The sequence below is a fragment of the Methylobacterium sp. Leaf361 genome (assembly GCF_001424445.1).
Lineage (GTDB): Bacteria > Pseudomonadota > Alphaproteobacteria > Rhizobiales > Beijerinckiaceae > Methylobacterium.
Genome location: NZ_LMPY01000023.1, coordinates 538,134 through 559,750, shown reverse-complemented (window position 1 = coordinate 559,750; position 21,617 = coordinate 538,134). Strand labels below are relative to the sequence as shown.

Sequence of the window (21,617 nt, the reverse complement as noted above, 5' to 3'; positions counted from 1 at the left end):
ACGTACCGTTGAAGATGAGCCTGGTAGTTCTGCCGCCCCGGCCCGCGGTACGATCCGTACCGCTGGCAAAAGGCGTAGTTCTGGTGACCGGCCGGGAAGCTTAGAGCTTCACGACCGAGGCGTACTTCACGCCCTTGACCGTCAGGACCTCGGCGACGAAGGCGCCGACGTCGTCCGCGCCGCCCTTCTTCACGAAGCCGTCGCCGCCGCCGACCGCCGTGTCGCCCTGCGCGAGGGGATCACCGTCGAGGATCGGGACCAGGTCCGTGAACTGGAACTGGGCCGTGATCACGCCGCCCGCGCCGGGGCCGCGGTTCTCGAACACGTCGATGCGCGCGACGCGCGGGCCGATGGCGGTGCCGGCCTCGACCAGCTTCATGCCGCACGGCACGGCCGGATCCGGCTCGACCAGGCGACCCTCCAGCTGGGCCTTCGTGAGCCCGCCCGGGTTGGCGAACGCCATGGTCCGGTTGGACATCTCGTTCTTGATCGAGTGGACGTGGACCTTGGTGTGGAAGGGCGTGCTCATCGCCGGGTCTCCTGTTGCGGTGTCGGGTGGAGCCGGCGATTAGGCGCGGCGCTTGAAGGCGGCGTTGCCGCCCGTGCGGGGCGCGGCGCTGCCGAGCGACAGGCCACCCGAGAGCCGGGCGCCGAGCGCCTTGAGGCTGTCGAGGGCACCGGTCACCTGGGTGACCGCCTTGGCCTCGTCCTCGTCGAGCGTCGCGGTCGGCTGGCCGATCATTGCGAACAGCGGCGACAGGAGCTTGCCCGGGAGCGCCTTGGCGTTGTCGAGCTGGGTCTTGAGGGCGTCACGCTCGGTCGTCAGGTCGGCGACCTGCTTCTGGGCGTCGGAACCCTTCAGGGCGTCCAGCTCGGTCTTCAGCGCGTCACGCTCGGTCTTGAGCGCGTCGCGGGCGGCCTCGGCCGCCGCCTTGGCGCTCTCGGCGTTGGCGAGCTTCGTGGCGTTCTCGGCGACGATGCCGGCGAAATCCTTGGCGTCCATGTCGAACGTGTCCTTCTGGGGCGCCGGGGCCGGCGGCTTCGGGGTCGGTGTGGGCGCAGGCCCGGTGGAAAGTTCGAGGGTCATGGAGGGGACCTCCTGACCCGAAGCGGAGAGCTGCAGCTGGCGGCCCTTGATCCGGGCCCCCTGCGCGCCGCCCTGGCCGACAAGGCTCATCTCGAACCAGCCATCCAGCTCGTCCACGATGACGTGGGCGCCATCGACGCCCATCTTGTTCCCCTTGTCGTCGACCCCGAGCCAGATGTTCTCTAGATCGGCGTCCGGGCCCATGAAGTCGAAGCCGGTCTTGTTGGACTTGGCCGACTTCCCCAGGATCGCGACGCTCACCTGGTCGATGGTGCCCGAGTTGACCTTGGCGATCAGGCTCTCGTGCTCGTTGTCGATCCAGAACAGGGTCAGCAGCTCGGTCGCGCCGTCGACACCCGTCCCTTCGGAGATCGAGCCGTGGAACACCCGCCCGATGGGCAGCTGGTCCCCCTCCGACGACCCGTGCATGATTTGCAGGGGCCGGCTCTCCTTCTGCAGCTCGCCCATCATCTGGGCGAGAAAGTTCGCCGTATGCACCGCGCCCTGGTAGACGGGGTGCTTCTTGCGAACCGGAGCAGTCGAGAGCGCGGCGGCCTCGAACACAGCCACCTTCTCAGGATCGGTGTCGGGTGCAGCTGCTTTCAGCTTCGCTCGCAGATCGTCGTTGAGGGGTAGCTGCTTCACTGCAAGAAGTCCGCTCTTTTCTTGCGAGCAGATAGGAATGATCGCAGATTGCTGCAACAATCGGCGCCGTGCTGTCCCCTAAATCTTAGGGGATGAGCTTCACGGTCTGCGTGTCTCGTTTGAGACATGGTACATGCTGGGTACGCAGCAATCACATCCGATGGGCGCAACAAACACAGTCAACACGATAGATGGATCCGTTAACGTGTAAATATGTCACACATATTTACTTTTTTCGTGGGCGGCTTGCGATTTCGAGTTGGGCCGTGATCTTCTGCCCGCCGATTTGAGGGCGCTGAGCCATGAATTTAGGTAGATCGAGCTTGATTGCTTTGGCCGCTTGCCTGTTTCTCGGACAAGCGGAAGCCAGGCCGAAAGAGCGTACTATAGTCAAGCGGCATACTACCAAGGCTTTGAAGCATCGGCATGGTGTCACGCCTAAGCATGCTGCTGAACGTCAAAAGCCCAAGCGGCCGGTTAGTGGTGATGTGATTGATAGACATACTGGACTACCAGTTCCTGGTGGCAAAGGAGGGTTTGCTACGCTTACCCACCGCATGAGTGGGCTAAACCTTTCGATCCAATCTGAAGATACAGGTATTGATCCTTCTTTTGCTGAAAATCTAGGAGAAGATGCGAAGTTATTTAAGGTTACGCCCCGTGGGTTGGAAGCTGATGCGCTGTCCAGCGGCGATGCGAAAAGAATAATAAAAAACCTAGTTCCGAATGCGTCGCCTTCGAAGGTCGACGCTATAGTGGATGAAACAAAAACATCTCCAATCGGCGGCGGCTACAGTGTTAATGTGAAGTAAAATCAATGAAAATAAGCCAAGTTTTATTTGCGCTTATGGTCGCGCCGTGCAGCTTTTTTCTAAATTCTTGTGGCGTTTCGCCCCCTCAGATTGCTGAAGCTTGGGAGGAGAGGGATATAAATAACAATATGTCTTCTCGTATAAAGCAAAAGATCTTCTGTGAGCTGGTCGACGCGCTGTATAACGTCAATAGCGATTTATCTTATGGCAATGTGCCGATCATTCCGCCGTCTTACTCGGTACAAATGGTTACAACTCTCACAGTTGAGGAGAATACCGGCGTTAACTCAACAGTGACATACAATAATGCGTTACCTAATGGCACTGACGCCGGTATGAATATATCGCAAATGTTTAATCTGGGATTTGGTGGCAATATATCGTCATCGGCGACAAGGATTAACACGGCTTATACATTTTTCATTGTTGGTCGTATTATGGATGTCAGAAATGTCGAAAGATGCCACAATTATTTTGACCCGATAGATACTCGGGGCAGCTCGTTGTTGCTGCAGTCAGATTTAGGTATCTATGACTATTTGAAAAATGAGATTACTGCAGCCCGCGTTCTTCCATCCTCTATTGGGGGAAAAGAGGGTCAAAAACCTGATGTGTTTAGTTACGAAGTAAAATTTATTGTTGTTACGAACGGCAGCATCAATCCGACTTGGAAGCTCGTTAGAGTTTCTGGCGGTGGGAGTGCGCCATTTTTAACTACGGGACGAACTCGAACTCACGATCTAATATTGACCTTTGGCCCAAGTAAAGGTGGTCTGGTTCCATCTGATACTGCGCAACAGCAGGCATTGCTTCAGCAGCAGGGATCAATTATCAATCGTAGCATTCAGGGCCGGTGACACTTATCTGGTGATCACCTCCCCGGCTGAAGCGACCAGCGGGGTGTTGACCAGCCGGCGGGTCTGGCGCCGGTTCGTGGCGGTCGCGCGGGTGCGCGCCGGGCTCGCGGCGCGGCCGACGCTGTCGGTCTTCGGGCTCACGCTCTCGGGCTTCGCGCCGCCGCCCGTGTTCGAGCCCGCGGCGCCGGAGGCGTCGGCCACCTCGGTGAGGAAGCCGGTGCCGGACAGCTCCGGCGCGCCGTCCGGCGGCAGGCGCTTGTAGACCCACAAGTGGTACTCGACGTCGGTGATCAGCCCGTCTGACAGGTCCTGGCGCAGCCGCTGCGAGCGCAGGGTGAGCTGGGGCTCCAGCTCGGTCCAGGGACGCAGCTCGGCCGGGTCGAACTCGACCTTGGCGAAGCCGGCGTAGCCGCCCTGCTGCAGGATGAAGGAGAACATCCGGGACAGGAGGTCGGCCAGGGGCTCGTTCAGCTGGTCGGCGTAGAGCGCGGCCAGACGCGCCTCGACGGAGCCAGTGTTCACGCCGGAGGTCCCGCGGCCGAGGATCGTCGACATGGTCTTCAGCGCCGCCTGGTTCTGGGCGTTGAGGACGTTGATGATCGGCTCGACGTTGAGCGCTAGTCCCGGCGACTTCTCGTTGATGATCTTCAGCTCGATGCTGTCCGAATGGACAATCGACTGGTCGACCGCGATGTTGTCGAACGAGGTCTGGATCTCGGCGAAGCGCGCGTTGATCCAGTCCTGCCGCGCGCCCTCCTGCCCCGGCTGGTTGAAGTTGGCCGGCATGTTCTTGCGGAGGATCTCCTCCAGGACCTTGATCTCGATGCGCGGGTAGCCGTTCACGCGCATGATCCGGTAGAGGTCGTTGATGACCTGCTGCCGGGCTGCCACGGTGTTGATGACCGAGACGAAGGGCGAGTTGGTGTAGATCGCGGTCGGATCGCGCCGGTAGAAGCCGACCATGAAGGCCGGCGTGTCGATGGGGACCGGGTCCGAGCGGCCGGCCACGACTTGGCCGGGCTTGTACTGGCCCGGCTGCTTCTCGGTCCAGCGGATCGAGGCCATGTCGACGTTGCGGATGTTGTCCGGCAGGCCGGCCTTGTCGAAGACCAGCTCGGCCCCGATGGCGCCGCGCATCAGGAGCATGTAGCGCAGCTCCTCGCACTGCCGGTACATGCCCTGCTTCAGCTGGAAGCCCTGCGTGAAGTCGGTCTGGTTCGAGAGCTTGGCGATGAGCTGCTGCAGCTCGCGGCTCTTCTCGACGTCCACGTTCCCGTCGATGTCCTCCACGTAGGCGATCATCTGGGTGTCGGCGAGCGTCAGGTAGCCGTTGACCGTCCCGGACACGTCCGGGTCGGCCTGCATCAGCGTCCGCATCAGCGTCTGGCTGTTGTCGGCCTGACGCGACGTGAAGATGTCGTCGAGGTGATCGCGGTACGTCGGCTGCGTCAGGACCTGGTCCGCCGCAGTCGGGTTGTACGTCGAGGTGATCGAGGAGCCGCCGGCCTTCGCCTTCTTCTTGAAGGGGATGATGGACAGCAGCTTGCCGGAGAGATTGTCGGCCACTAGCGTAATACTCCGGCGTTGTCGGCCCCGCGATACATGGGTCGGCCTGTGGGCAAGAACAACCGAGAGCCGGCGCCGAGGAAGACAGCACTGCGCTGATCGGTGGTGAAGTCGATGCCAGCCTTGAGCCGGACCGCGGTTTGCTGCAGCGCTGCGGCGTGCAGGAAGTGGTCGTCGCCGTTGATCTTGTTCCAGACCGGCGGTTCGTCCGGCGCCTCAATGCGGATCATGTCCCGGAAGTGGGTCTTCACCAGCGAGGCGTAGGGGCCGTAGCCGGCGAGCTGCCAGGAGCGGTTCCGACACTGCTTCGCGACCAGGTCGAGGGCGTTCGTCCGGTTGATCTGGTAGTGGGTGATCTTGTCGAACTCGTCCGTGACCTCCTTCATCGGGGCCGCGGTCTTCGAGGTCGAGTAGGCCATCGGCATGACGATGCCGTTCGTGGCCTCGCGCACCGCCTCGGTGGTGGGGGTGTAGGGGTAGTAGTCCATCGCCCCCTGGACGATCCCGAGGCTCTCGACCCGGCCCTTGATGAACTCGACAATGTCGGCCTGCTGGACCTGGTGGAACTCCAGGATCGCGTGGGGCTTCCCGATCACGACGTGGCAGGTCTGGCCGACGTCGCAGCCGAGGAACAGATCGCCGTTCGCCAGCTCGCCGGGCTCGACCTGCCGGGGGTTCATGATGGCGGTCAGGTCCTCCTCGGAGATCCGGGCGTTGCTGTCGTTGAAGGCCTCGCCGATGACGGTGTTGAACCAGCCGCGCAGGTTGTCCTTGCGCTGGTACTCCAGCAGCTGCCGGAAGATGTACGGGATGGTGATGTTCGAGATCGAGAACGGCCGGACCCGGTAGCCGCGCGCGCGGCGCGATGGGTACTCGGCGACCCACTCGCGCTGGCCGCCGTCCAGGTCGAGCGCGCGCGAGCACCGCTCGCAGCGCACGTAGGTCCCGTCCATGTCGATGGCGTCGACCTCGTCCTGGCCGAGCTTCGACAGGTCCTCGTGGTCCCCGACCAGCCCCGGCAGGCAGAGGAAGCGCGGGTGGAAGATCGGGGTCTGCCAGTGGCCGCAGGCGCAGCGGATCGGGTACTCGTGCTTGTCCGATGCCTGGTAGGCGGCGTCGATCCCGTAGCCGAGGTAGGTCGGCGTCGAGAAGCGCTGCGTGATCTTCCACTTCGAGCCCTGGAGGCGCGACTGGAACAGCGAGCGCATCGCCTGGTCGGCCAGATCGACCTCGTCCTCCATGAGGATGTCGGCCGAGATCGAGGTGGCCTCGCCCTCGGTGGTGCCGGTGATGTAGCCGTAGCTCTCGTCGACCTGATAGAGCGCCTTCTGCCGGACGGGCTTGGCCACCATCGGGCCGTTGAAGATCGGCTCGTTCTCGATCAGCGTCTTGATCCGGGTCTGGGACAGCCGGTCGCGCATCGGCTGGGTCGGCATCGAGAAGATCCCGGCCGTGCCGACGTTGCGCTTCAGGAAGCCGAAGAACTTCCGCATCTGGACCTCGGTGAGGCCGATCTGCGAGAGCTTCATGCACGTCAGGTCGGGGTGCATGTCGTCCACGATCTGACGCTGGAACTCGTAGCCCTTGAAGCTGAATTTCTTCTGGCGCAGCCGCGTGTTCGTGGTGATCCACTCCGACATCGACATGCTGGTGCTGTCGTCGGGGAACCGCTCGTCGAGCCCGCCGATGAAGCCGGTCAGGTGCGGGTTGGTCATGACCGGTGGTCCGGGTGGTTCCACCAGTCGGCCGGGCCGAGCGCCTTCTCCCGGTCCTCGGCGTCCAGCTCCTGCACGGCCTCGGTGAGCGGGCAGCTGTCGGACCAGAGCGGCGGCAGCTGCCGGGGCAGCGGCTCGATGATCCAGGCGATGTGCTGGCCGAGGTGCGCGCGCCGGTAGAGGTCGGCGTCGGCGCGCCGGGCGAACTGCAGCGCGTCCTCGGCGCGCTCGGACCCAGCAACCAACCCCGGGTTGACGGGGCTGGTTTCATCACTCACTTCCATGGGAAGCAGGGCCACAAACCACGGCGCGAGAGGGCTCGCGTCGGGGTGCCTTATGACCCATGGTCCACGGTACGTTTCGGACCGGGCGGTTTTGGCAGCAAGGTCAGACATTTAGCCCAGCCAGTACATCTTCCGTTCCCTCTATGTGGTGATGACGTCGCAAAGAGAAAAGACGGCGAAATCAGGCACATTATCACTAATGTGTCGATATAGCCCGCCTGGAAAACGGATTTGGCAACAACTATGTTCGGTCCCCCACGAGGAATGGCCACGATGACAGACCGGGTGTTTCCCAACCTCCCGCAGACGCTCGGCTTCAGTTTCGAGGCCATTCGCCAGCAGATGGAGGTCGACCCCGGCTTCCTGACCGATCCGGCCTGCCCGTACCCGGACCAGCTCAAGGGCTTCCTGCGCAAGCTCGTGGCCCCGGCGCGCGGCGCCGAGATCGACCCGGAGGACGCGATCTTCCGAGAGGGCCAGGGCCTCGACGACGAGGCCGACAGCCTGATCCGGGAGGTGAAGACGGCGATCAACTCGATGAAGCGCCTCCAGCGGGACATGGAGAGCAGCGACGACATCGGCGAGCGCCTCCAGTTCCTGAAGAATTACTCCTCCCTGATGGACCGCTACCTGGGCATCCAGGAGAAGGCCCACGGTCTCAAGCAGATGTACGAGTTCCAGCGCCTGGTCATCGAGATCATGGAGCAGGTTCTCGACAAAGATGCCCGCCTCGATTTCAAGGAGAGATTGAAAAAGATCAATGCCGGCTGAGCTTTTCTCAGTCCGAGTTCACGGTACGAAACGTACCACTCTGTCCGTATGAGGTTGGAGAAGAGCCAGATGTCTGCCGAGACTACGAAGCCGGTGGAGAATATCTTCGCGGAGCACTGTGAGCGGTTCTGGACCGCCGGCCTCCCAGTGATGCCCCTCCAGCGAGGGGACAAGAAGCCGATCATCATGAACTGGCAGTCCCTGCAGAGCAGGATGCCGAACGAGGCCGAGCGCACCAGCTGGCGCGCCTTCCACCGCCACGCCAACATCGGCCTGCCGCTCGGGCCGCAGTCCGGGCTGGTCGCCATCGACGTCGACACGGACGATCCGACCGTGCTCGGCGTCCTGCAGAAGGTCCTGCCGCCGTCGCCCTGGCGCCGGATCGGCCAGAAGGGCTTCGTGCTGATCTACAAGTACGACGGCCAGCCGATCATCCGCATCAAGCACCGCGATGCCGAGGGCAAGATCCAGTCCCTGGTCGAGATGCTCGGCGCCGGCTCGCAGATCGTGCTGCCGCCCTCGATCCACCCGAAGACCGGGCAGCCCTACTACGCCAACAAGGACCTGCTGGACTGCCTCGCCGACATCCGGTCGCTGCCGCCGAACATCGAGCAGATCCTGCGCGACGCGCTCGGCCAGGCCGGCGTCCAGGTGGGCTCGGCGGCCTTCGGCGCGGTGACGAACTACATCTCGACCGGCAACCGGGACAACTCGCTCGTGTCCATGGCCGGCCTGTTCGCCCGGGACGTGCTCCGCGGCCAGCGCACGCTGCTGGAGGCCTGCCGCGAGATCGAGGTGGCGATCAGCCAGTTCATGCAGAAGACGTACGGGGACAACATCGACCCCCAGAAGGGCCCGCAGAAGCTGATCGAGTTCCTGATCCGCGACGTGACCGGGCCGAAGGCCAAGTCGCTGCCGAAGGGCTGGGACGAGGGCCTGTCGGACGAGCAGCGCTCGGCGTGGCACCTCGACGCCTTCTCGTCGGACAACGAGACCTGGGATGCCGGCGAGATCTTGAACTACTTCAACGCCCACATCGAGAAGGCCGGCGTGAAGGACAGCGCCGAGCAGTTCACGACGGTGGTGAAGCACGTCCTGAACCGGATGGCGGCCTCGAACCTCGAACCCATCGAGGAGGACCAGATCATCAACTACGTGGCCTCGGTGTCCGGCAAGAAGCTGACAGTGGCCGCGGTGCGCCGCCAGCTCGCCGCGCTCCGGCAGGGCGAGATCGCCGGCACGAACCACGCCGAGATTGCCGAGGCGGTGGCCCGGGACCTGGAGGAGCTGGGCGGCGAGATCCGCTTCCACCAGGAGAAGCTGTGGCAGTGGCGCGGCTCCTCGTGGGACGAGATGGACGAGGGCGAGATCCTCAAGCACATCATCAACGAGTACGGCGCCTACAAGACCGCCGTGCGCGCCTCGGACCACGTCGGGATCCTGAAGACGATCCGGGGCAAGAGGAAGGGCGACCTGAAGCGCCGGGCCGAGACGGGCATCAACTTCGTCAACGGCTTCCTGACCGAGGACCTGGAGCTGCGCGAGCACCATCCCGACTACGGGATGACCTACACCCTCCCCTACCCCTACAAGCCCGAGCTGGCCGGCAAATGCACCCGCTGGCAGCAGATGCTGAACGACTACTGGGGCGACGACCCGGACTACAGCGAGAAGGTCACCGCGCTCGGCGAGGTGATGGCGCTGACCATGTTCGGCAAGATGACCGAGGTGCAGCTCGCGGTCTGCCTCTACGGCGTCGCCCACTCGGGGAAGAGCCGGATCATGGAGATCATGCAGGCCATGATGCCGGCCGAGGCGCAGACCTCCCTGCCCCCGACCCTGTGGGGCGACAAGTTCGGACCGGCGCAGCTCGTGGGCAAGCTGCTCAACTTCGCGGGTGAGCTGTCCGAGAAGCAGGTCATCGACAGCGCCAAGTTCAAGCAGATCGTGTCGGGCGAGGTGATCGAGGCGCAGGAGAAGAACAAGCCCATGTTCAACTTCCGCCCCCGGGCGGCGCACTGGTTCGCCTCGAACCACACCCCGAAGAGCCAGGACAGCTCGGACGGCTTCACCCGGCGGTGGCTGTTCCTGGTGTTCACGAAGGCGTTCCCGAAGGACGCCCGCAAGATCAACGACTACGACAAGATCGTGGTGGCCGAGGAGCGCGAGGCCATCGCGGCCTGGGCCGTGGCCCACATGAACCGCCTGCGGGTGGAGAACTTCAAGGTGACGGACCCGCCCTCCTCCATCGAGCAACGCGAGATGCTGGAGAACGAGCTGAACTCCGTCCGGGATTTTATTTGCGGCTTCCGGGAGCACGGCTGGATGCGCCTGGGAGCCGAAGCGAACAAGGACTTCAGCGACCAGCACAACTACACCACATTCACGACCCTCTGGAACGAATATCGGTCGTATTGCGTCAGTCAGAGTGTCTCGCCTGTTGGGTCAAAGGTGCTCGCAAAGCGTATGGCGCAGCTCCAGGGTCAGTTCGGGTTCAAGGTGGACAAGGTTTCTGGTGCGCAGGGCCTTCCGATCTCAGTGTTCCGATACCTCACACTTGTGGCCAATCGAAAAGCCGCAGCGTGATGATCGCGAAGACGGTCTGGGATCGGATCAAGGGCGAGTACGAAGCTGCGAGCTGGAGAGAAAAGCGGTAGGCGATACTTTGCCTGCCCGGTTTTGATGGTCCGAAACGTACCAATGAAGGTTCCCAGGACATGGCCGTCATCGAGAGCACTGCGCGGATCACCCGCAAATACCTAATGAACAAGACGAAACACGAGATCTGCGACCTCGTGTTCGACCTGCTCCGGCAGAACGACCGGCTGGAGGCCGACGTCAAGCGCCTCCGGCTCGCCGCCGGCCCGGCGCCGAAGAAGGGGGCCAGCCGTGGGAAGTGACCTGCCCAACATCGCCGAGGAGCCCGGCTTCCGCCGCCGCATGGAGGCGAAGGAGGACCCGCTCAAGCGCTTCGATCCGGCGAGCGCCTACGCCACCGGCCGGAAGGCATTCGAGCAGATCTTCCGCTCGCCGCTGCCGAGCCCGAGCGCGATCCGGGACAGCCTGGCCAACCGTGTCGGCGCGATCCGGGAGCGCCTCGACCGCGGCGAGCGCGTGGTGATCACGGCCGGCGGGAAGCGGCTCGCCGTGTTCGAGCCGGCGCCCGGGGCGGTGCTCGCCGCCTGCCTGCGCCGGGACTACGCCACCGCCGGCCGCGTCACCGACGAGATGGTGGATGCGGCTCGATCCTTCCTCCCGGGCGTTGACCGGGAGGCCCTGCGGCTCGCCATCGACAGCGCGCTGATCGCAGAAAGCAATCTGAAAGCATCAGGAGAGCACTGAGATGCGTACCCGTGTGATCGACAAGACCGGCGTCGAGATGGCCGGCCCGGACACGCCCGGCCTCGCGGCGGCCGAGGCCCGGGAGGGCAACACCGTGCTGATGGCGGGCTCGGCCGGCGCGGTGAGCCGCGATCAGGCGGGCATCCTGCCGATGCGCGGCATGGAGCTGACGCCCGAGATGGTCGACGCGGCCGTGAATGCGGCGGCCGGGCTCGGCCGTGCCTTGGATCCGAGCGAGGCACGCGCCATCTTGAAGGCCTCGCTGTCGGCGCGTTCGCGCGCCTGAACCCCTTCGTCCGAAACGTACACTGGAGATCACGATGTCCACGAGCTTCAAGCCCCGTTCTCCCTCGGCCCTCAAGAAGGCCGGCGATCCGCGCTGGTCCGCGCGCGTGAAGGACGGGATCGTCCTGGTGAAGGACATGGCCTCCGGTGAGGAGGTCCAGGCCACGGCCTACACGGTAGACGGCGACGCGGTGCGCTTCGCGCTCCCGGGCGACAACGGCCTGCGCCAGGTCCTCCGCGAGGAGCCCGGCTTCGACGCCCTCGTGAAGGTGCTCCAGAAGTCGCCGATGGCGGCCCCGGCCGCCGACACTTCGGTGAAGGGCCCGGCGGCCGGCGCCAAGGCCGCCTGACCTACGGTGGTCTGCCTGATTGCCCGCCACTCGAAAGGGTGGCGGGCTTTTTATTGCCTGAACAAGGCGCGGGCAGCCAACTTCTTGCCGCTTTGTTCAGAAACCTATGGTTGCCTCACGGAGCTGTGATGCCTCTATAGGAACGAAATTTCCGATGTTGGCGCGAAGGAAACTGCCCCTAGCCGTAGTGACGATGGTCTACAATGAGGCCGTTCTGCTGCCGGTCTGGCTGAGACACTACGGCCGCCAGGTTGGATCCAAGCACTGCTACGTGCTCGATGACGGATCCTCGGATGGATCGACGCGCAACATCCCTGCCAGGGTCTTCCACCTCGCGAGAGCGCAACCAGATGAGAACCGCCGGGCGATCATCGCCAACGAGTTCTGCGCGGGGCTGCTCGAAGGCTATCACCATGTCCTGTTTACGGATGTGGACGAGCTGGTCGTGGCCGACCCAGGTCGGGCCCCGACGCTGAAGCATTGGGTCGCCTGGAACCGGAAGCTACCGCCTGTGGTCAGCCCGTTCGGCGTCGATCTCCTTCATGATCATGAGAACGAGCGAGAGATCGACTGGGCAAAGCCGATTTCGAAGCAGCGCAAGCTGATCCGCCCGTTTTCAGCTTTGTGCAAGCCGACACTCGTTTCCGAAAAGCCGAATTGGGGTGCTGGCTTTCATTTCACTCAGCATGTAACAAAGGCATATATCGGAGAACTGTATCTTTTTCACCTCGCATTCTGTGACAACCGGATGCTCGAAGATCGGCAGTTGCGCAGAAATGCTGTGGCAAAGGACAAGCCAGTGATGGACCATCATGGCATACCCCCAAGTGCCTTGTTGCGGCACGTCCAAGGTTATGTCCAGTCTTTGCCTAGGACCGGTTCGAGGCTTGGATCTGGGGAGTTTTTCTTCGAATGTACCAAGCGGATGTTTGCGGCGAACCTCAATAATCGCGAATTGGTGCAGGCGGAAGAGCTTTGGGAGCTTCCGAAACGCTTCCGCGGGGCATTCTGACGAAGATGGGCCGGCACCCTTTCGAATGCCGGCCCCGTAGGTACGGAACGTACCGTGTGCTCCAGGCACAATTCGAGTGTGATCAGACGATGATGTTGCCACCGCCGTCGATCACGGCGCCGGCCAGGAACTGGCCGTTGCCCTGCCGGACGTTGTGGTGGGCGCGGTTCGCGCCACCGTTCGAGGCGTTGTAGACGCAGGCCGAGCCGGCATCGAAGCCGAGGAACTCGTTGTCGTGGACGTTGGTGAACGAGCCACCGCTCTGCATCGCCACGCCCCAGATGCCGATGCCGTTGGCCGGGCCGTCCGCGCGGGTCGGGAAGTGCAGCATGTTGCAGTCGTGGACGTTGATCTGGGTCGAACCGTTCACGTAGACGAAGCCACGCTTCCGGGCCGAGCCGGCGTCCAGGTAGAAAAGGCCGTCCGAGATCTTGAACTGCGCCCAGCTCTCCAGGTCGAAGGCGAGACCGTCACAGTTGATGTGACCGCCCTTCCAGGAGTGGCCCGGCGACTGGTAGCCGGACGCCTGCGCCCGAAGACCGGTCTCGGCGCCCTGGATCACGCAGTCGGTGAACGAGCCGCCCTCGACCGTCTGCTGGCCCGCCGCGCCCGTGCCACCGCTCATCAGGATGCCGGTCTGCACGCCGTAGCAGTTGAAGCCCACGACCGAGAAGTCGCCGACCGCCGATCCGTTCGAGGCCGTGTCTCCGAACAGGTACAGGCCGCGGTTGCCCTTGGACCCGTAGCTCTCGTTCTCGAACGCCACGATCCCGACGCCGTTGATGCGCGCGAAGGCGGGGTTCTGGATGGCCAGGAAGTTCGACGGATCGGACCCTGGTCGGCCTTCGAGCACGACGTCGCGGACGGAGATCGTCTCGAACAGCGAGCCGAGCGGCGCGGCGCCGCGGATGTAGAGCAGCGAGCCCTGGTTGATGTTCGGGGCACCCGACGCGATCATGCTGATGCCTTCGCAGGTCATCGCACGGCCGTTCAGGATCGTGCCGTTCTGCATCCCGCCCGTGAACACGAGGCGTGAGCCCTTGTCCGTGCCGTAGAGCTTGGCGCTCACGCCGTCGTTGTTGATCTGGAAGGTGTCGTTGAGGGTGTAGTCGCCGTGCGGGACGACGAAGGCACCGCCCCCGTTGGCGACCAGCTCGCTGGCCGCTGCCGCGAACGCCGCGGTATTCTGGGCACCGCCAGCGTTCGGGTCGGCACCGTAGTCGATGGGGTTGTACTTGCGCTCGCGGAAATTGATGGCCTCGGGCATGAAAGCTCTCTCTTCTGGACCGCAGGCTCTGTGTCCTGCCCCGACGGTACGAAACGTACAGTCGGGGCAGGACACACCTCCCCCTTTGAGTGGGGAGGTGCGCCTTAGACTTGCGAAGACTTAGTTGTTGTAGATGTAGCCCAGCGGGCCCTCGACGGTCTGACCCTCACAGTTCGCGTCGTTCGACGCGAAGTGGTGGTTGCCGGCGAGGCAGCGGTAGACGGCGTGGGTGTTCGGCTCGTTGTTGTTGAAGAACTCGCCGGTCACGCCGAGATGCTGCTGGCCCTCACAATTGGCGGCCGTCGACAGGAAGTAGTCGCCGCCCGTGAAGCACGAGTAGACCTTGTGCGTGGCCGCGGTCGCAGCGACCAGGGCACGGCCGAGGGTCTGCTCGTAGTTGAAGCCCGGCCCGGCGTAGCCGGACGTCACCTTGTGGATCGAGCCGTTGTAGTAACGGTTGATCGGGGCGAACGGGTTGTCCTTGTTCAGCAGCGAGAAGGTCAGCTTCCAGGTGGTCGGCGACGGATCACCGCCCGAGTGGAAGATCTGGATCGTCGGGAAGAACGGTGTGATGTTCCCTGACGGGTCACGGTTGAAGCCCGGCGAGTGGTTCAGGTAGTAGCCGGTCTGGTCGCTGGAGAGCTGGCCCAGCGGGGTCCACTGGAACGGCTGGCCCGAGAGGAACTGCGAGATGGGCATCTTATAGAGCGCCATCTGGTAGGTCTCACGGTCCGGGTTGTGCGCCGGATCCTTGCAGGGCTCGGCGTTGCAGTTCCGGCCCGGCAGCGACGACATCATGTAGACGTCGCCCGTCGCGTAGTCGTAGGCGAAGTCCGAGTTCGGGCCGACCGTGGTGCCATCGGTGGCACGGCCGGGGACGCGGACGGGCGCCTCGAAGTTCACGCCATCGTTCGTGTGACGCACGAAGATCTGCGCGAAGTTCGGATCCGCCGGCACGGAGGTGTCGGTGGTGATGACGAACAGGCTGGACTGGCCGTCCGCATTGAAGGTCGAGGGCTGGCCCAGGCCGTAGTTGTCCGAGGCATTACCGATCGGCTTCAGGACGCTGTCGCCCTGGTAGTCGACCCAGTTGATCTTGTCGTTCGAGTAGGCGAGGCCGAGCTGGTTGTTGTTGCCGGGCGTGTTGTCGGCGCCCGAGTAGTACATGATGTACTGGTAGTGCTGGCCGTCCTGCGGGTTGGTGAAGTTGCCCTTCACGACGCTCGGATCGCAGGTGTAGCGGCTGTTCCAGGTCTGCCGCGGGTACAGGACCTGGGAGATCGGCGAGAAGCCGCCCGAGGCCGAGTAGGAGCGGTGGTAGATCACGTCGGTCGACGCACCCTGGCCGCACCACCACACGTCGGTCGTGCCGTTCTCCGAGATCACGGAGGGGGCGTAGTTGTAGCCCTGCGGACGGACGTAGTTCTCGAACCACGGCTGGGCGTTGGGGCCCTGCCACTCGGCGACAGCCGGGGACAGAGACAGGACGGCAGACGCCGCCAGAGCCAGGCCGAGGCCCAGCTTGCGAAGGGTGGATCTCACGGGAGCCTCACGATGTAGGTGGTGGAGGGTGGTCTCGGGTTGAGAGGCACACGTCTCCCGTGGTGAGAGGCGCGTGCCCCTCACGATCAAGCCGCGGTCAGCGTGGCGGGGCGGACGGACCGCTCCTTGGCCTTGCCGTCCCCGAGGTCCTCGCGGGTGTCCACGAAGATCGAGAAGCCCTTGGTGCCGGGCTGGCCGGCCTGTCGCACGCCCGTGACCTCGGCGATCACGCGGGTGGGCGAGGTCTTCCCCGGTACGAAGGACACCTTGGTCCCGACTGGGTATCGCTTCTGGGCTTCTTCGAGGGTGAGCTTAGCCACGGTACGTCTCCGACTGCTGCCGTCTGGCGGCTCGCTGAAGATGGTACGAAACGGACCATGGACAAGGGGCAAAAAACATCTTACCCCGGGGCTATCCGAGCTTGTTCATAAGATCTGAGATAGCTATCTGCGACCTCGCTGTGGGATCGCGGAGAGATCCCTGGGAGCAACAAGATGATCTTGGTGGTCGGAAACACAAAAGGTGGCGTCGGCAAGACGACGCTCGCAGTACAAATCGGACTGTCGAGGGCGCGCGCGGGCCGGCGCGTTTGGCTGGTGGATGCCGACGTACAGGGCACGGCCTCGTCCTCGATCCAGTGCCGGGCGGACGCCGAGATCGAGCCGGCGCTCGCCTGCTCCTCCTACTCGGATCCGCGCCAGCTCCGCAGCCAGGTGAAGCAGCAGGGCTCGAACTGGGACGACATCATCATCGACGTGGGCGGCCGGGACACGGGCGCGCTGCGAGCCGCCCTCATGCTCGCCGACGTGGTGCTGGTGCCGTTCGCGCCGATGTCCTTCGACCTCTGGGCGATGGAGGACATGGCGAAGGTGATCGAGGAGGTGAACGCCGAGCGCGACGGCCTGGTCTCGCTCGCGGTGATGAACCAGGCCGAGCCCCGGGCGGCGTCTGTCGACAACGCTGACGCGGCGCAGGCGGTCCGGGAGATCGAGACCTTCACCCTGCTGGAGCCCCGGCTCGTGAAGCGCAAGGCGTTTTCCGCATCGAGCGGGTCCGGGCTGGCGGTTGCCGAACAGAAGCCGGTCGACCCGCGGGCGGTGGCTGAGCTAGATCGGTTGGTGAAAGCTATCTACGAGCAGCAGGAAGGATCGCATTGAGATGGCCCTCAACACGAAGCGCCCGACGCCGCGTACTCCGCGGTCCCAGGCCGAGGAGGATGCCGCGTTCGAGCGCGTGGTGGGAGCCGCGCCTGACGCGCCGCCCAAGCCCAAGCCCGGCCCCAAGGCCGGTTCGAGCTATGGTCTCGGGATCGCGACCAAGAACGCCAGCCGGCGCCAGCTCACGGTGACGTTCCCGGTCGAGGTGCTGGAGCGCCTCAACCGGGTCGCCGAGCGCACGCATCACCAGCGCGCCGGCCTGATCGTGCTCGCGGTCCAGCGCCTGCTGGACGGGGACGATCCGACCTTCTCGGATCGCGGTTGATTGCTGCGTCGCAACGTAAGATCTTAGTGTTCGACGGGCTGCGGTCCAGCCGCTGCACGTCATGTCACTTCGTGACGTTTCCTCCCAAGACTTCGGGCCGCTCCTTCGGGAGTGGCCTTTTTTGTGGTTCCGATCCTGCGGGGTGACCTACAAGCGGGTCATGCAAAGTGCGGGAAGCTGAATTCGATGTTAGGGCCTCCGTGAGACGATGGGCCTATGAGCTACACGGTCAAGTTGGCGATCTTCCCGCCTTGGAAAGCGCCTATCCCTTACGAGACCCTCATCGGAGTGTTTGCTACTGCCGCGGAAGCCGCCGGCGCAGGTGCCAAGGCACTTGAACCCGTCACTGAACGTGAACTCGCCGATCTGGCCTCCAGCATAACACCGAGGTCGCAGCGCGTGGGCGAGGGATGGGCCACAGCAATCGAGGTGCCCGATTGGCCAATCCACGGATACCTAATCTACGACAAGATTGGCGTTGAAGTGCACAACTGGACAACGCTGGATGTCGCCGTGGAGCGCGCCGCCAAGGGCTGACTGGGGTCGGAAGCGGAAAGCCGGCCTTCCGGTGCCTTACGTTCGCGCATTCGCCGCTTTCCAGAGTATCATTCCATACATTTGTTACTGAAGTGCAACATAGCTACTCAAAGCTCAATAACCAAGGTTGCGTACAATCGAATTGTGCTAACAGCCGGTCGTCTCGCAACTGGTGGGGGCACCATGATTGAAAACAGGATAACGGAAACGTGTTCGAGGGCCGATTTTGGCCGTCTCGCGGCCAAAATCGCAAGTGCCTACGTCCGCTACAATAATGTGCCGGCGTCGGAGCTGCCAAATCTGATTGAGAGCACCGCCGATGCTCTTATCAATCTCTTAGAGCCGGATGATCCGATTGCTCTGGCGTCTTCAAAAATCCCGCCTGCTCAGATCCGCGGTTCGATTACGCCTGAGGCACTTATCAGTTTTGAGGACGGCAAAGGCTATAAGACCCTCAAGCGGCACTTGACGGCCGTAGGGCTAACGCCAGAAACCTATCGAGCTAAGTGGGGACTGCCGACCGACTACCCGATGGTGGCCCCTGCCTATGGCATCAAGCGGTCCGCTATAGCCAAGAGCTTGATGCACAACCGATACGGTCGTGAGAAGGCCGCTCTGTAGGTCGGTTCAGCACGAGAACTCGCGCCAGCTCCCACGCGAGCTGGCGCGCTTGCCGCTACGGAGGCGAAACGGACCGCTTGGGAACGGCAGCAGCCCCTCGCTGCGGGCACGGAGCGGCATGCGAGCGCCACTAGGGTTTGATCATGGGAGCGAACCAGGGTTCGCGTTGACGCCAGCCCTGGGCTCGGACGTAGCGGACCCAGCCCACCGGGTCCGGGTAGACGGTGTGGCCGCCGCGCCGGCCACAGCCCGAGCACCGCAGCCGGTGCCCGACCTGGTCCATGTCCAGATCGGGCGGCAGCGGGAGACAGGTGGCGGCCAGCTCCAGCGTGTGACGGCAGCGCGGACACGTCGCCGAAAGCGTCAGGCCGGCGTCACGGACCTCGCCCAGCAGTATCGGTGGAACTGGATCTCGGCCCATGCGGTCAAGCTAGGGCCAGAACGTAAAGTGAACAGACGCGGATCTCCGCCATTCGTGCGCTGAGGTGCGAACTGCCTCCTGTCCAGGCTCACGTACCCGGGCCTCTTCCAGTCATTGACACCATGCTAGGCCTCAAAATAGCCTAACCTACCCTTGGGCGATTATAGGTCAGCGATGTCGAGTGATCCGCTAATCACGATATATCGGAATGAGGGTTGTAACAACGATGATGATCAAAGAACATTTCACGAGTGGGTCCCTGATCTAAAAGAAGTGCCGAATGGTTATTTGGGTAATTGGAGGGATGAAACATCCTCAGTTAAGGTGCATCGCGGTACTTGGGAATTGTTCGAGCATCATAATTACGGCGGTGCTAGGACCGTTTTGACCCCGGGGACCTACAATACCCTTAAAGGAACAGAAGTTGGTGACGGTAGGTTGTCGTCATTGAGATTTATTCCTGGGACTTAAGACTTAAAATCTATTGAAGTGATTATTTGATCTTTGCCAGCTCGGGGAAAGGTCGCATGACAACCCCGGGCTGGTAGCAGGTCAGATTGGTGACGCCGCCGAGGCCGTGGATGGCCGGGCGCAGTCCCGCCGGGGTCCAGACGAAGCCCATGCGGTCGATGCCGGTGTAGCCGCCGAGCGCGTTGCGGGCGTTGTACTCGATGCACACCATGCCGCGCCCGTCCGGGCTCACGAGCGGCGCGCTGATGCCAGTGGAGCGGAGCGAGTAAGGATCCGCCAGCACCGAACGGGCCCAGTCCAGGATCACCGCCTTGTCCGAGGCCATCACCGGCGCTGGCGCGCGCGGAGCGGCCTGTGCGGTGGCAGACAGTACGATCAGGACGAAGAGGCTTCGCATCCGCGCCCCCTATCGCTGATCGGATCGTACCGCAAGCGAGGCCGGATTATGGTAATGATACATTCATTAATGGATGGGTACGTCAACCCGAGGTAGAGGAAATAACCTCCGCGACAGGCCTTGACGATCTTGTTAGAAGGCTCGCCGTTCGCGCACCCCCAGGTTCTGGAGGAAGGGTTCAGCCATGAGCCAAGAAATGACCAAGGCCCAACTGCCACATTTCGAGCAGCCGCGGGTCATCACTCCAGAAGACAACCTCTACTGGTATCACTCTATGCAATTCCCGGACGGAACTAGCGTCAAGGGAAGCTGGACGATCCACGATTTCGATCAGTATATCGGCGGGTTTGACCTCGCAGGAAAGACTTTGCTCGACGTCGGGACTGCCTCGGGCTACCTGGCGTTCCACGCTGAGAAGGCCGGGGCGGTTGTGACAGGGTTGGACGCTTCGTCCACTCACGAGTTTCGGCATTTCCCGTTCGCACAGTCCTTATCGTACCAGGACATCGTCGAGAGCCGGCGGCAGTGGGAGGTCCAGAACCTCAACCCGATCAAGAACTCCTGGTGGTACGCCTGGCACAAATTCAACAGCAAGGCGAAGTGCGTCTACGCGCCGATGGCGCAGCTCTACGAGTGGGAGGCCCAGTCGTTCGACGTCGTGCAGGCAGGCGCCATCGTCGAGCACCTCTCGGACCCGGTCTACGCCATTGGTGCCTGGGCGCGTCTCGCGCGCGAGGCGGTGCTGATCCCGTTCACGGACGTGCTGCCGCTCGCTGAGATGCAGATGCGCCCGATCACGCAGCTCGACACGGGCGCGTTCTGGGTGTGGTGGCACCTGTCTCGGGGCCTGTACGAGAAGCTGTTCGACAACCTGGGCTTCGACGTCCACTTCACGACGGCCCACGCCGATCACCACGACGACGAGAAGGTCGAGACTGAGCACGCCACGCGGCCCTCGATCATCGCGATCCGGCGCGGCTCGGCCTCTGAGCGCACCTTCGACACCTCGAAGCTCGTCGACCCGGTCCGCGTGACGCCCGTGGCGCCCCCTGCCCCCGAACCCGAGGCTCCGAAGCCGCGCAAGAGCGGTCTTCTGAGCGGTCTGCTGCGGAGGTGAGCCCATGCAAGCCAATCCGCAGGCGAAATACGAGCGGTTCAGGGGGATATTGGCCCCTCCCTTGGACAATCACCCGAGTGGGGCCTTCCCGATCACCGCTGGTGACCGGCACTTCGATCTGAGCCAATACCAGAGCGAAAGTGCCGGCGCGAACGTCGATATCTTCGACGATTTGATAAAATCGCACCCGAACGAGCTTTTTCTTGATCTCGGGTGCGGAAAACGAGAGAAAACGTACGATAATTGCCTCTATTTGGAAGTTTATCCGTCAAATTCTGCCGATTTGATAGTCGAACCGGACTGTTATTATCCGATCCGAGACCAAAGTCTGTACGGAATTGGGTGCTTCGCGGTGCTTGAGCACGTCCCCAAGCCGTGGGTGGTGGTCCGGGAGATCCACCGGATGTTGAAGCCGGGCGGTTACGCGATGATCGACTGGCCCTTCCTGCAGCCAGTCCACGGCTACCCGTCGCACTTCTTCAACGCCACGCGCGAGGGCCTGACCACGATCTTCGAGGATGCGGGGTTCACGGTCGATCAGGCCTTCACAGGCGCCCACCAGAGCGCCGCCTTCACGGTGCGCTGGATCCTGCAGATGCTGCTGTACCGGCTGCCGGAGGCTGAGCGGCGCCGGGTGAAGAAGATGCAGCTCCACGAGATCGTCTCGCTGGACCCGATGGGGCCCGAGTGGACGCGCCTGGTGAACGCCCTCCCCGCGGCGGCGCAGTCGGAGCTGGCGTGCGGCAACATGCTGGTCGCCCGCAAGGGTGGCGAGCCCATCGAGGCGGGCGATCCGCCTCTGCTGATGGGCGTCGACGAGGATCCGATGCGGGTCGGCGGCCACCTCCGCTCGATCCTGGATCGGATGCGGGGCCGCCTGTAGGTCTCGCGCTCAAGGCCTGCCCCCGAGCCCGGTGGGTTCCCTGGGCCGGGTCTCGGTGGGCGGGCCTTGAGCAACTGATGGGCCTACCCCGCGGGCCTGGTCTCGGTGGGCGGCGCTTGCCTCGCAAGTATTCGAGTGCTAGTACCCAAATAT

The 21,617-nt window shown here is 63.2% G+C and carries 24 protein-coding genes; 15 read left to right on the top strand and 9 right to left on the bottom strand.

Annotated features, from left to right (window positions below; all coding sequences use genetic code 11):
- Positions 1 to 100: 100 nt before the first annotated feature.
- Both ASG32_RS18515 and ASG32_RS18510 read right to left on the bottom strand, forming a co-directional pair.
- On the bottom strand, positions 101 to 529 hold the full coding sequence (locus ASG32_RS18515; RefSeq protein WP_056529019.1) for a hypothetical protein: 429 nt from the start codon (positions 527 to 529) through the stop codon (positions 101 to 103).
- A gap of 39 nt (positions 530 to 568) precedes the next feature.
- On the bottom strand, positions 569 to 1,732 hold the full coding sequence (locus tag ASG32_RS18510; protein ID WP_157862000.1) for a hypothetical protein: 1,164 nt from the start codon (positions 1,730 to 1,732) through the stop codon (positions 569 to 571).
- Between the two features lie 302 nt (positions 1,733 to 2,034).
- Here ASG32_RS18510 and ASG32_RS33965 point away from each other — a divergent pair, with 302 nt between their 5' ends.
- Positions 2,035 to 2,544 carry a hypothetical protein gene (locus ASG32_RS33965; protein WP_157861999.1) on the top strand — a complete coding sequence of 170 codons (510 nt, stop codon included), beginning with the start codon at positions 2,035 to 2,037 and terminating at the stop codon, positions 2,542 to 2,544.
- Between the two features lie 5 nt (positions 2,545 to 2,549).
- Positions 2,550 to 3,401, top strand: coding sequence for a hypothetical protein (locus ASG32_RS33960; protein ID WP_157861998.1), 852 nt, complete (start codon positions 2,550 to 2,552; stop codon positions 3,399 to 3,401).
- A gap of 3 nt (positions 3,402 to 3,404) precedes the next feature.
- Here ASG32_RS33960 and ASG32_RS18505 read toward each other — a convergent pair whose 3' ends face one another.
- From ASG32_RS18505 to ASG32_RS18495, 3 genes are read right to left on the bottom strand one after another with little or no spacing between them, the layout of a single operon-like run.
- The gene (locus ASG32_RS18505) at positions 3,405 to 4,967 is read right to left on the bottom strand and encodes a hypothetical protein (protein WP_056529013.1); all 1,563 of its coding nucleotides are present in this window, start codon (positions 4,965 to 4,967) and stop codon (positions 3,405 to 3,407) included.
- A complete protein-coding gene (locus tag ASG32_RS18500) occupies positions 4,967 to 6,682 on the bottom strand; it encodes a phage terminase large subunit family protein (RefSeq protein ID WP_056529009.1) in 1,716 nt (571 codons plus the stop codon). Before ASG32_RS18500 ends, ASG32_RS18505 begins: the two co-directional genes overlap by 1 nt.
- Positions 6,679 to 6,966, bottom strand: coding sequence for a hypothetical protein (locus ASG32_RS18495; protein WP_157861997.1), 288 nt, complete (start codon positions 6,964 to 6,966; stop codon positions 6,679 to 6,681). The genes ASG32_RS18500 and ASG32_RS18495 overlap by 4 nt, the downstream gene beginning before the upstream one ends.
- A gap of 273 nt (positions 6,967 to 7,239) precedes the next feature.
- Between ASG32_RS18495 and ASG32_RS18490 the strand changes: the two genes are divergently transcribed.
- From ASG32_RS18490 to ASG32_RS32700, 7 genes are all read left to right on the top strand, one after another.
- Positions 7,240 to 7,737 carry a hypothetical protein gene (locus tag ASG32_RS18490; RefSeq protein WP_157861996.1) on the top strand — a complete coding sequence of 166 codons (498 nt, stop codon included), beginning with the start codon at positions 7,240 to 7,242 and terminating at the stop codon, positions 7,735 to 7,737.
- Positions 7,738 to 7,806: 69 nt separating this feature from the next.
- Positions 7,807 to 10,323, top strand: coding sequence for a phage/plasmid primase, P4 family (locus ASG32_RS18485; protein WP_199866134.1), 2,517 nt, complete (start codon positions 7,807 to 7,809; stop codon positions 10,321 to 10,323).
- 131 nt (positions 10,324 to 10,454) lie between these two features.
- Positions 10,455 to 10,637: a hypothetical protein gene (locus tag ASG32_RS18480; protein WP_056528998.1), complete on the top strand. Its 183-nt coding sequence runs from the start codon at positions 10,455 to 10,457 to the stop codon at positions 10,635 to 10,637.
- Positions 10,627 to 11,079 carry a hypothetical protein gene (locus tag ASG32_RS18475; protein ID WP_056528995.1) on the top strand — a complete coding sequence of 151 codons (453 nt, stop codon included), beginning with the start codon at positions 10,627 to 10,629 and terminating at the stop codon, positions 11,077 to 11,079. Before ASG32_RS18480 ends, ASG32_RS18475 begins: the two co-directional genes overlap by 11 nt.
- 1 nt (position 11,080) lies before the next feature.
- On the top strand, positions 11,081 to 11,365 hold the full coding sequence (locus tag ASG32_RS18470) for a hypothetical protein (protein ID WP_056528992.1): 285 nt from the start codon (positions 11,081 to 11,083) through the stop codon (positions 11,363 to 11,365).
- A gap of 34 nt (positions 11,366 to 11,399) precedes the next feature.
- Positions 11,400 to 11,714: a hypothetical protein gene (locus ASG32_RS18465; RefSeq protein WP_056528989.1), complete on the top strand. Its 315-nt coding sequence runs from the start codon at positions 11,400 to 11,402 to the stop codon at positions 11,712 to 11,714.
- A 193-nt stretch (positions 11,715 to 11,907) separates the two neighbouring features.
- Positions 11,908 to 12,726 carry a glycosyltransferase family 2 protein gene (locus ASG32_RS32700; RefSeq protein ID WP_157861995.1) on the top strand — a complete coding sequence of 273 codons (819 nt, stop codon included), beginning with the start codon at positions 11,908 to 11,910 and terminating at the stop codon, positions 12,724 to 12,726.
- 82 nt (positions 12,727 to 12,808) lie between these two features.
- Here ASG32_RS32700 and ASG32_RS18460 read toward each other — a convergent pair whose 3' ends face one another.
- From ASG32_RS18460 to ASG32_RS18450, 3 genes are all read right to left on the bottom strand, one after another.
- Complete coding sequence (locus ASG32_RS18460; RefSeq protein WP_056528986.1) at positions 12,809 to 13,993, bottom strand: hypothetical protein; 1,185 nt, start codon at positions 13,991 to 13,993, stop codon at positions 12,809 to 12,811.
- Between the two features lie 120 nt (positions 13,994 to 14,113).
- On the bottom strand, positions 14,114 to 15,535 hold the full coding sequence (locus tag ASG32_RS18455; protein WP_056528983.1) for a hypothetical protein: 1,422 nt from the start codon (positions 15,533 to 15,535) through the stop codon (positions 14,114 to 14,116).
- An 86-nt stretch (positions 15,536 to 15,621) separates the two neighbouring features.
- Complete coding sequence (locus tag ASG32_RS18450; RefSeq protein ID WP_157861994.1) at positions 15,622 to 15,855, bottom strand: hypothetical protein; 234 nt, start codon at positions 15,853 to 15,855, stop codon at positions 15,622 to 15,624.
- 174 nt (positions 15,856 to 16,029) lie between these two features.
- On the opposite strand from ASG32_RS18450, the gene ASG32_RS18445 reads away from it, so the two are divergent.
- The 4 genes from ASG32_RS18445 (at position 16,030) to ASG32_RS32695 (ending at position 18,175) form a co-directional block, all read left to right on the top strand.
- Positions 16,030 to 16,692 (top strand): AAA family ATPase, encoded by a 663-nt coding sequence (locus ASG32_RS18445; protein WP_082557936.1) that lies wholly within the window; start codon positions 16,030 to 16,032, stop codon positions 16,690 to 16,692.
- Position 16,693: 1 nt separating this feature from the next.
- Complete coding sequence (locus ASG32_RS18440) at positions 16,694 to 17,017, top strand: hypothetical protein (RefSeq protein WP_056528977.1); 324 nt, start codon at positions 16,694 to 16,696, stop codon at positions 17,015 to 17,017.
- 216 nt (positions 17,018 to 17,233) lie between these two features.
- Positions 17,234 to 17,554, top strand: coding sequence for a hypothetical protein (locus ASG32_RS18435; protein WP_056528974.1), 321 nt, complete (start codon positions 17,234 to 17,236; stop codon positions 17,552 to 17,554).
- 183 nt (positions 17,555 to 17,737) lie between these two features.
- Positions 17,738 to 18,175 (top strand): MucR family transcriptional regulator, encoded by a 438-nt coding sequence (locus ASG32_RS32695; protein WP_082557935.1) that lies wholly within the window; start codon positions 17,738 to 17,740, stop codon positions 18,173 to 18,175.
- Positions 18,176 to 19,089: 914 nt separating this feature from the next.
- Here the strand turns inward: ASG32_RS32695 and ASG32_RS18430 are convergent.
- Positions 19,090 to 19,464, bottom strand: coding sequence for a hypothetical protein (locus ASG32_RS18430; protein ID WP_056528970.1), 375 nt, complete (start codon positions 19,462 to 19,464; stop codon positions 19,090 to 19,092).
- A gap of 196 nt (positions 19,465 to 19,660) precedes the next feature.
- Here ASG32_RS18430 and ASG32_RS18425 point away from each other — a divergent pair, with 196 nt between their 5' ends.
- Positions 19,661 to 20,581, top strand: a complete 921-nt coding sequence (locus ASG32_RS18425; RefSeq protein WP_157861993.1) for a methyltransferase domain-containing protein — start codon at positions 19,661 to 19,663, stop codon at positions 20,579 to 20,581.
- Positions 20,582 to 20,585: 4 nt separating this feature from the next.
- The gene (locus tag ASG32_RS32685; RefSeq protein WP_082557933.1) at positions 20,586 to 21,464 is read left to right on the top strand and encodes a methyltransferase domain-containing protein; all 879 of its coding nucleotides are present in this window, start codon (positions 20,586 to 20,588) and stop codon (positions 21,462 to 21,464) included.
- The last annotated feature ends 153 nt before the right edge of the window (positions 21,465 to 21,617 follow it).

What these genes read in the sequence shown, in the direction of transcription:
- ASG32_RS18515 (WP_056529019.1), bottom strand. Translation starts at nt 529, where the DNA reads ATGAGCACGCCCTTCCACACCAAGGTCCACGTCCACTCGATCAAGAAC.
- ASG32_RS33965 (WP_157861999.1), top strand. Translation starts at nt 2,035, where the DNA reads ATGAATTTAGGTAGATCGAGCTTGATTGCTTTGGCCGCTTGCCTGTTT.
- ASG32_RS33960 (WP_157861998.1), top strand. Translation starts at nt 2,550, where the DNA reads ATGAAAATAAGCCAAGTTTTATTTGCGCTTATGGTCGCGCCGTGCAGC.
- ASG32_RS18500 (WP_056529009.1), bottom strand. Translation starts at nt 6,682, where the DNA reads ATGACCAACCCGCACCTGACCGGCTTCATCGGCGGGCTCGACGAGCGG.
- ASG32_RS18495 (WP_157861997.1), bottom strand. Translation starts at nt 6,966, where the DNA reads ATGGAAGTGAGTGATGAAACCAGCCCCGTCAACCCGGGGTTGGTTGCT.
- ASG32_RS18490 (WP_157861996.1), top strand. Translation starts at nt 7,240, where the DNA reads ATGACAGACCGGGTGTTTCCCAACCTCCCGCAGACGCTCGGCTTCAGT.
- ASG32_RS18485 (WP_199866134.1), top strand. Translation starts at nt 7,807, where the DNA reads ATGTCTGCCGAGACTACGAAGCCGGTGGAGAATATCTTCGCGGAGCAC.
- ASG32_RS18480 (WP_056528998.1), top strand. Translation starts at nt 10,455, where the DNA reads ATGGCCGTCATCGAGAGCACTGCGCGGATCACCCGCAAATACCTAATG.
- ASG32_RS18470 (WP_056528992.1), top strand. Translation starts at nt 11,081, where the DNA reads ATGCGTACCCGTGTGATCGACAAGACCGGCGTCGAGATGGCCGGCCCG.
- ASG32_RS18465 (WP_056528989.1), top strand. Translation starts at nt 11,400, where the DNA reads ATGTCCACGAGCTTCAAGCCCCGTTCTCCCTCGGCCCTCAAGAAGGCC.
- ASG32_RS32700 (WP_157861995.1), top strand. Translation starts at nt 11,908, where the DNA reads ATGGTCTACAATGAGGCCGTTCTGCTGCCGGTCTGGCTGAGACACTAC.
- ASG32_RS18460 (WP_056528986.1), bottom strand. Translation starts at nt 13,993, where the DNA reads ATGCCCGAGGCCATCAATTTCCGCGAGCGCAAGTACAACCCCATCGAC.
- ASG32_RS18445 (WP_082557936.1), top strand. Translation starts at nt 16,030, where the DNA reads ATGATCTTGGTGGTCGGAAACACAAAAGGTGGCGTCGGCAAGACGACG.
- ASG32_RS18440 (WP_056528977.1), top strand. Translation starts at nt 16,694, where the DNA reads ATGGCCCTCAACACGAAGCGCCCGACGCCGCGTACTCCGCGGTCCCAG.
- ASG32_RS18435 (WP_056528974.1), top strand. Translation starts at nt 17,234, where the DNA reads ATGAGCTACACGGTCAAGTTGGCGATCTTCCCGCCTTGGAAAGCGCCT.
- ASG32_RS32695 (WP_082557935.1), top strand. Translation starts at nt 17,738, where the DNA reads ATGATTGAAAACAGGATAACGGAAACGTGTTCGAGGGCCGATTTTGGC.
- ASG32_RS18430 (WP_056528970.1), bottom strand. Translation starts at nt 19,464, where the DNA reads ATGCGAAGCCTCTTCGTCCTGATCGTACTGTCTGCCACCGCACAGGCC.
- ASG32_RS18425 (WP_157861993.1), top strand. Translation starts at nt 19,661, where the DNA reads ATGACCAAGGCCCAACTGCCACATTTCGAGCAGCCGCGGGTCATCACT.
- ASG32_RS32685 (WP_082557933.1), top strand. Translation starts at nt 20,586, where the DNA reads ATGCAAGCCAATCCGCAGGCGAAATACGAGCGGTTCAGGGGGATATTG.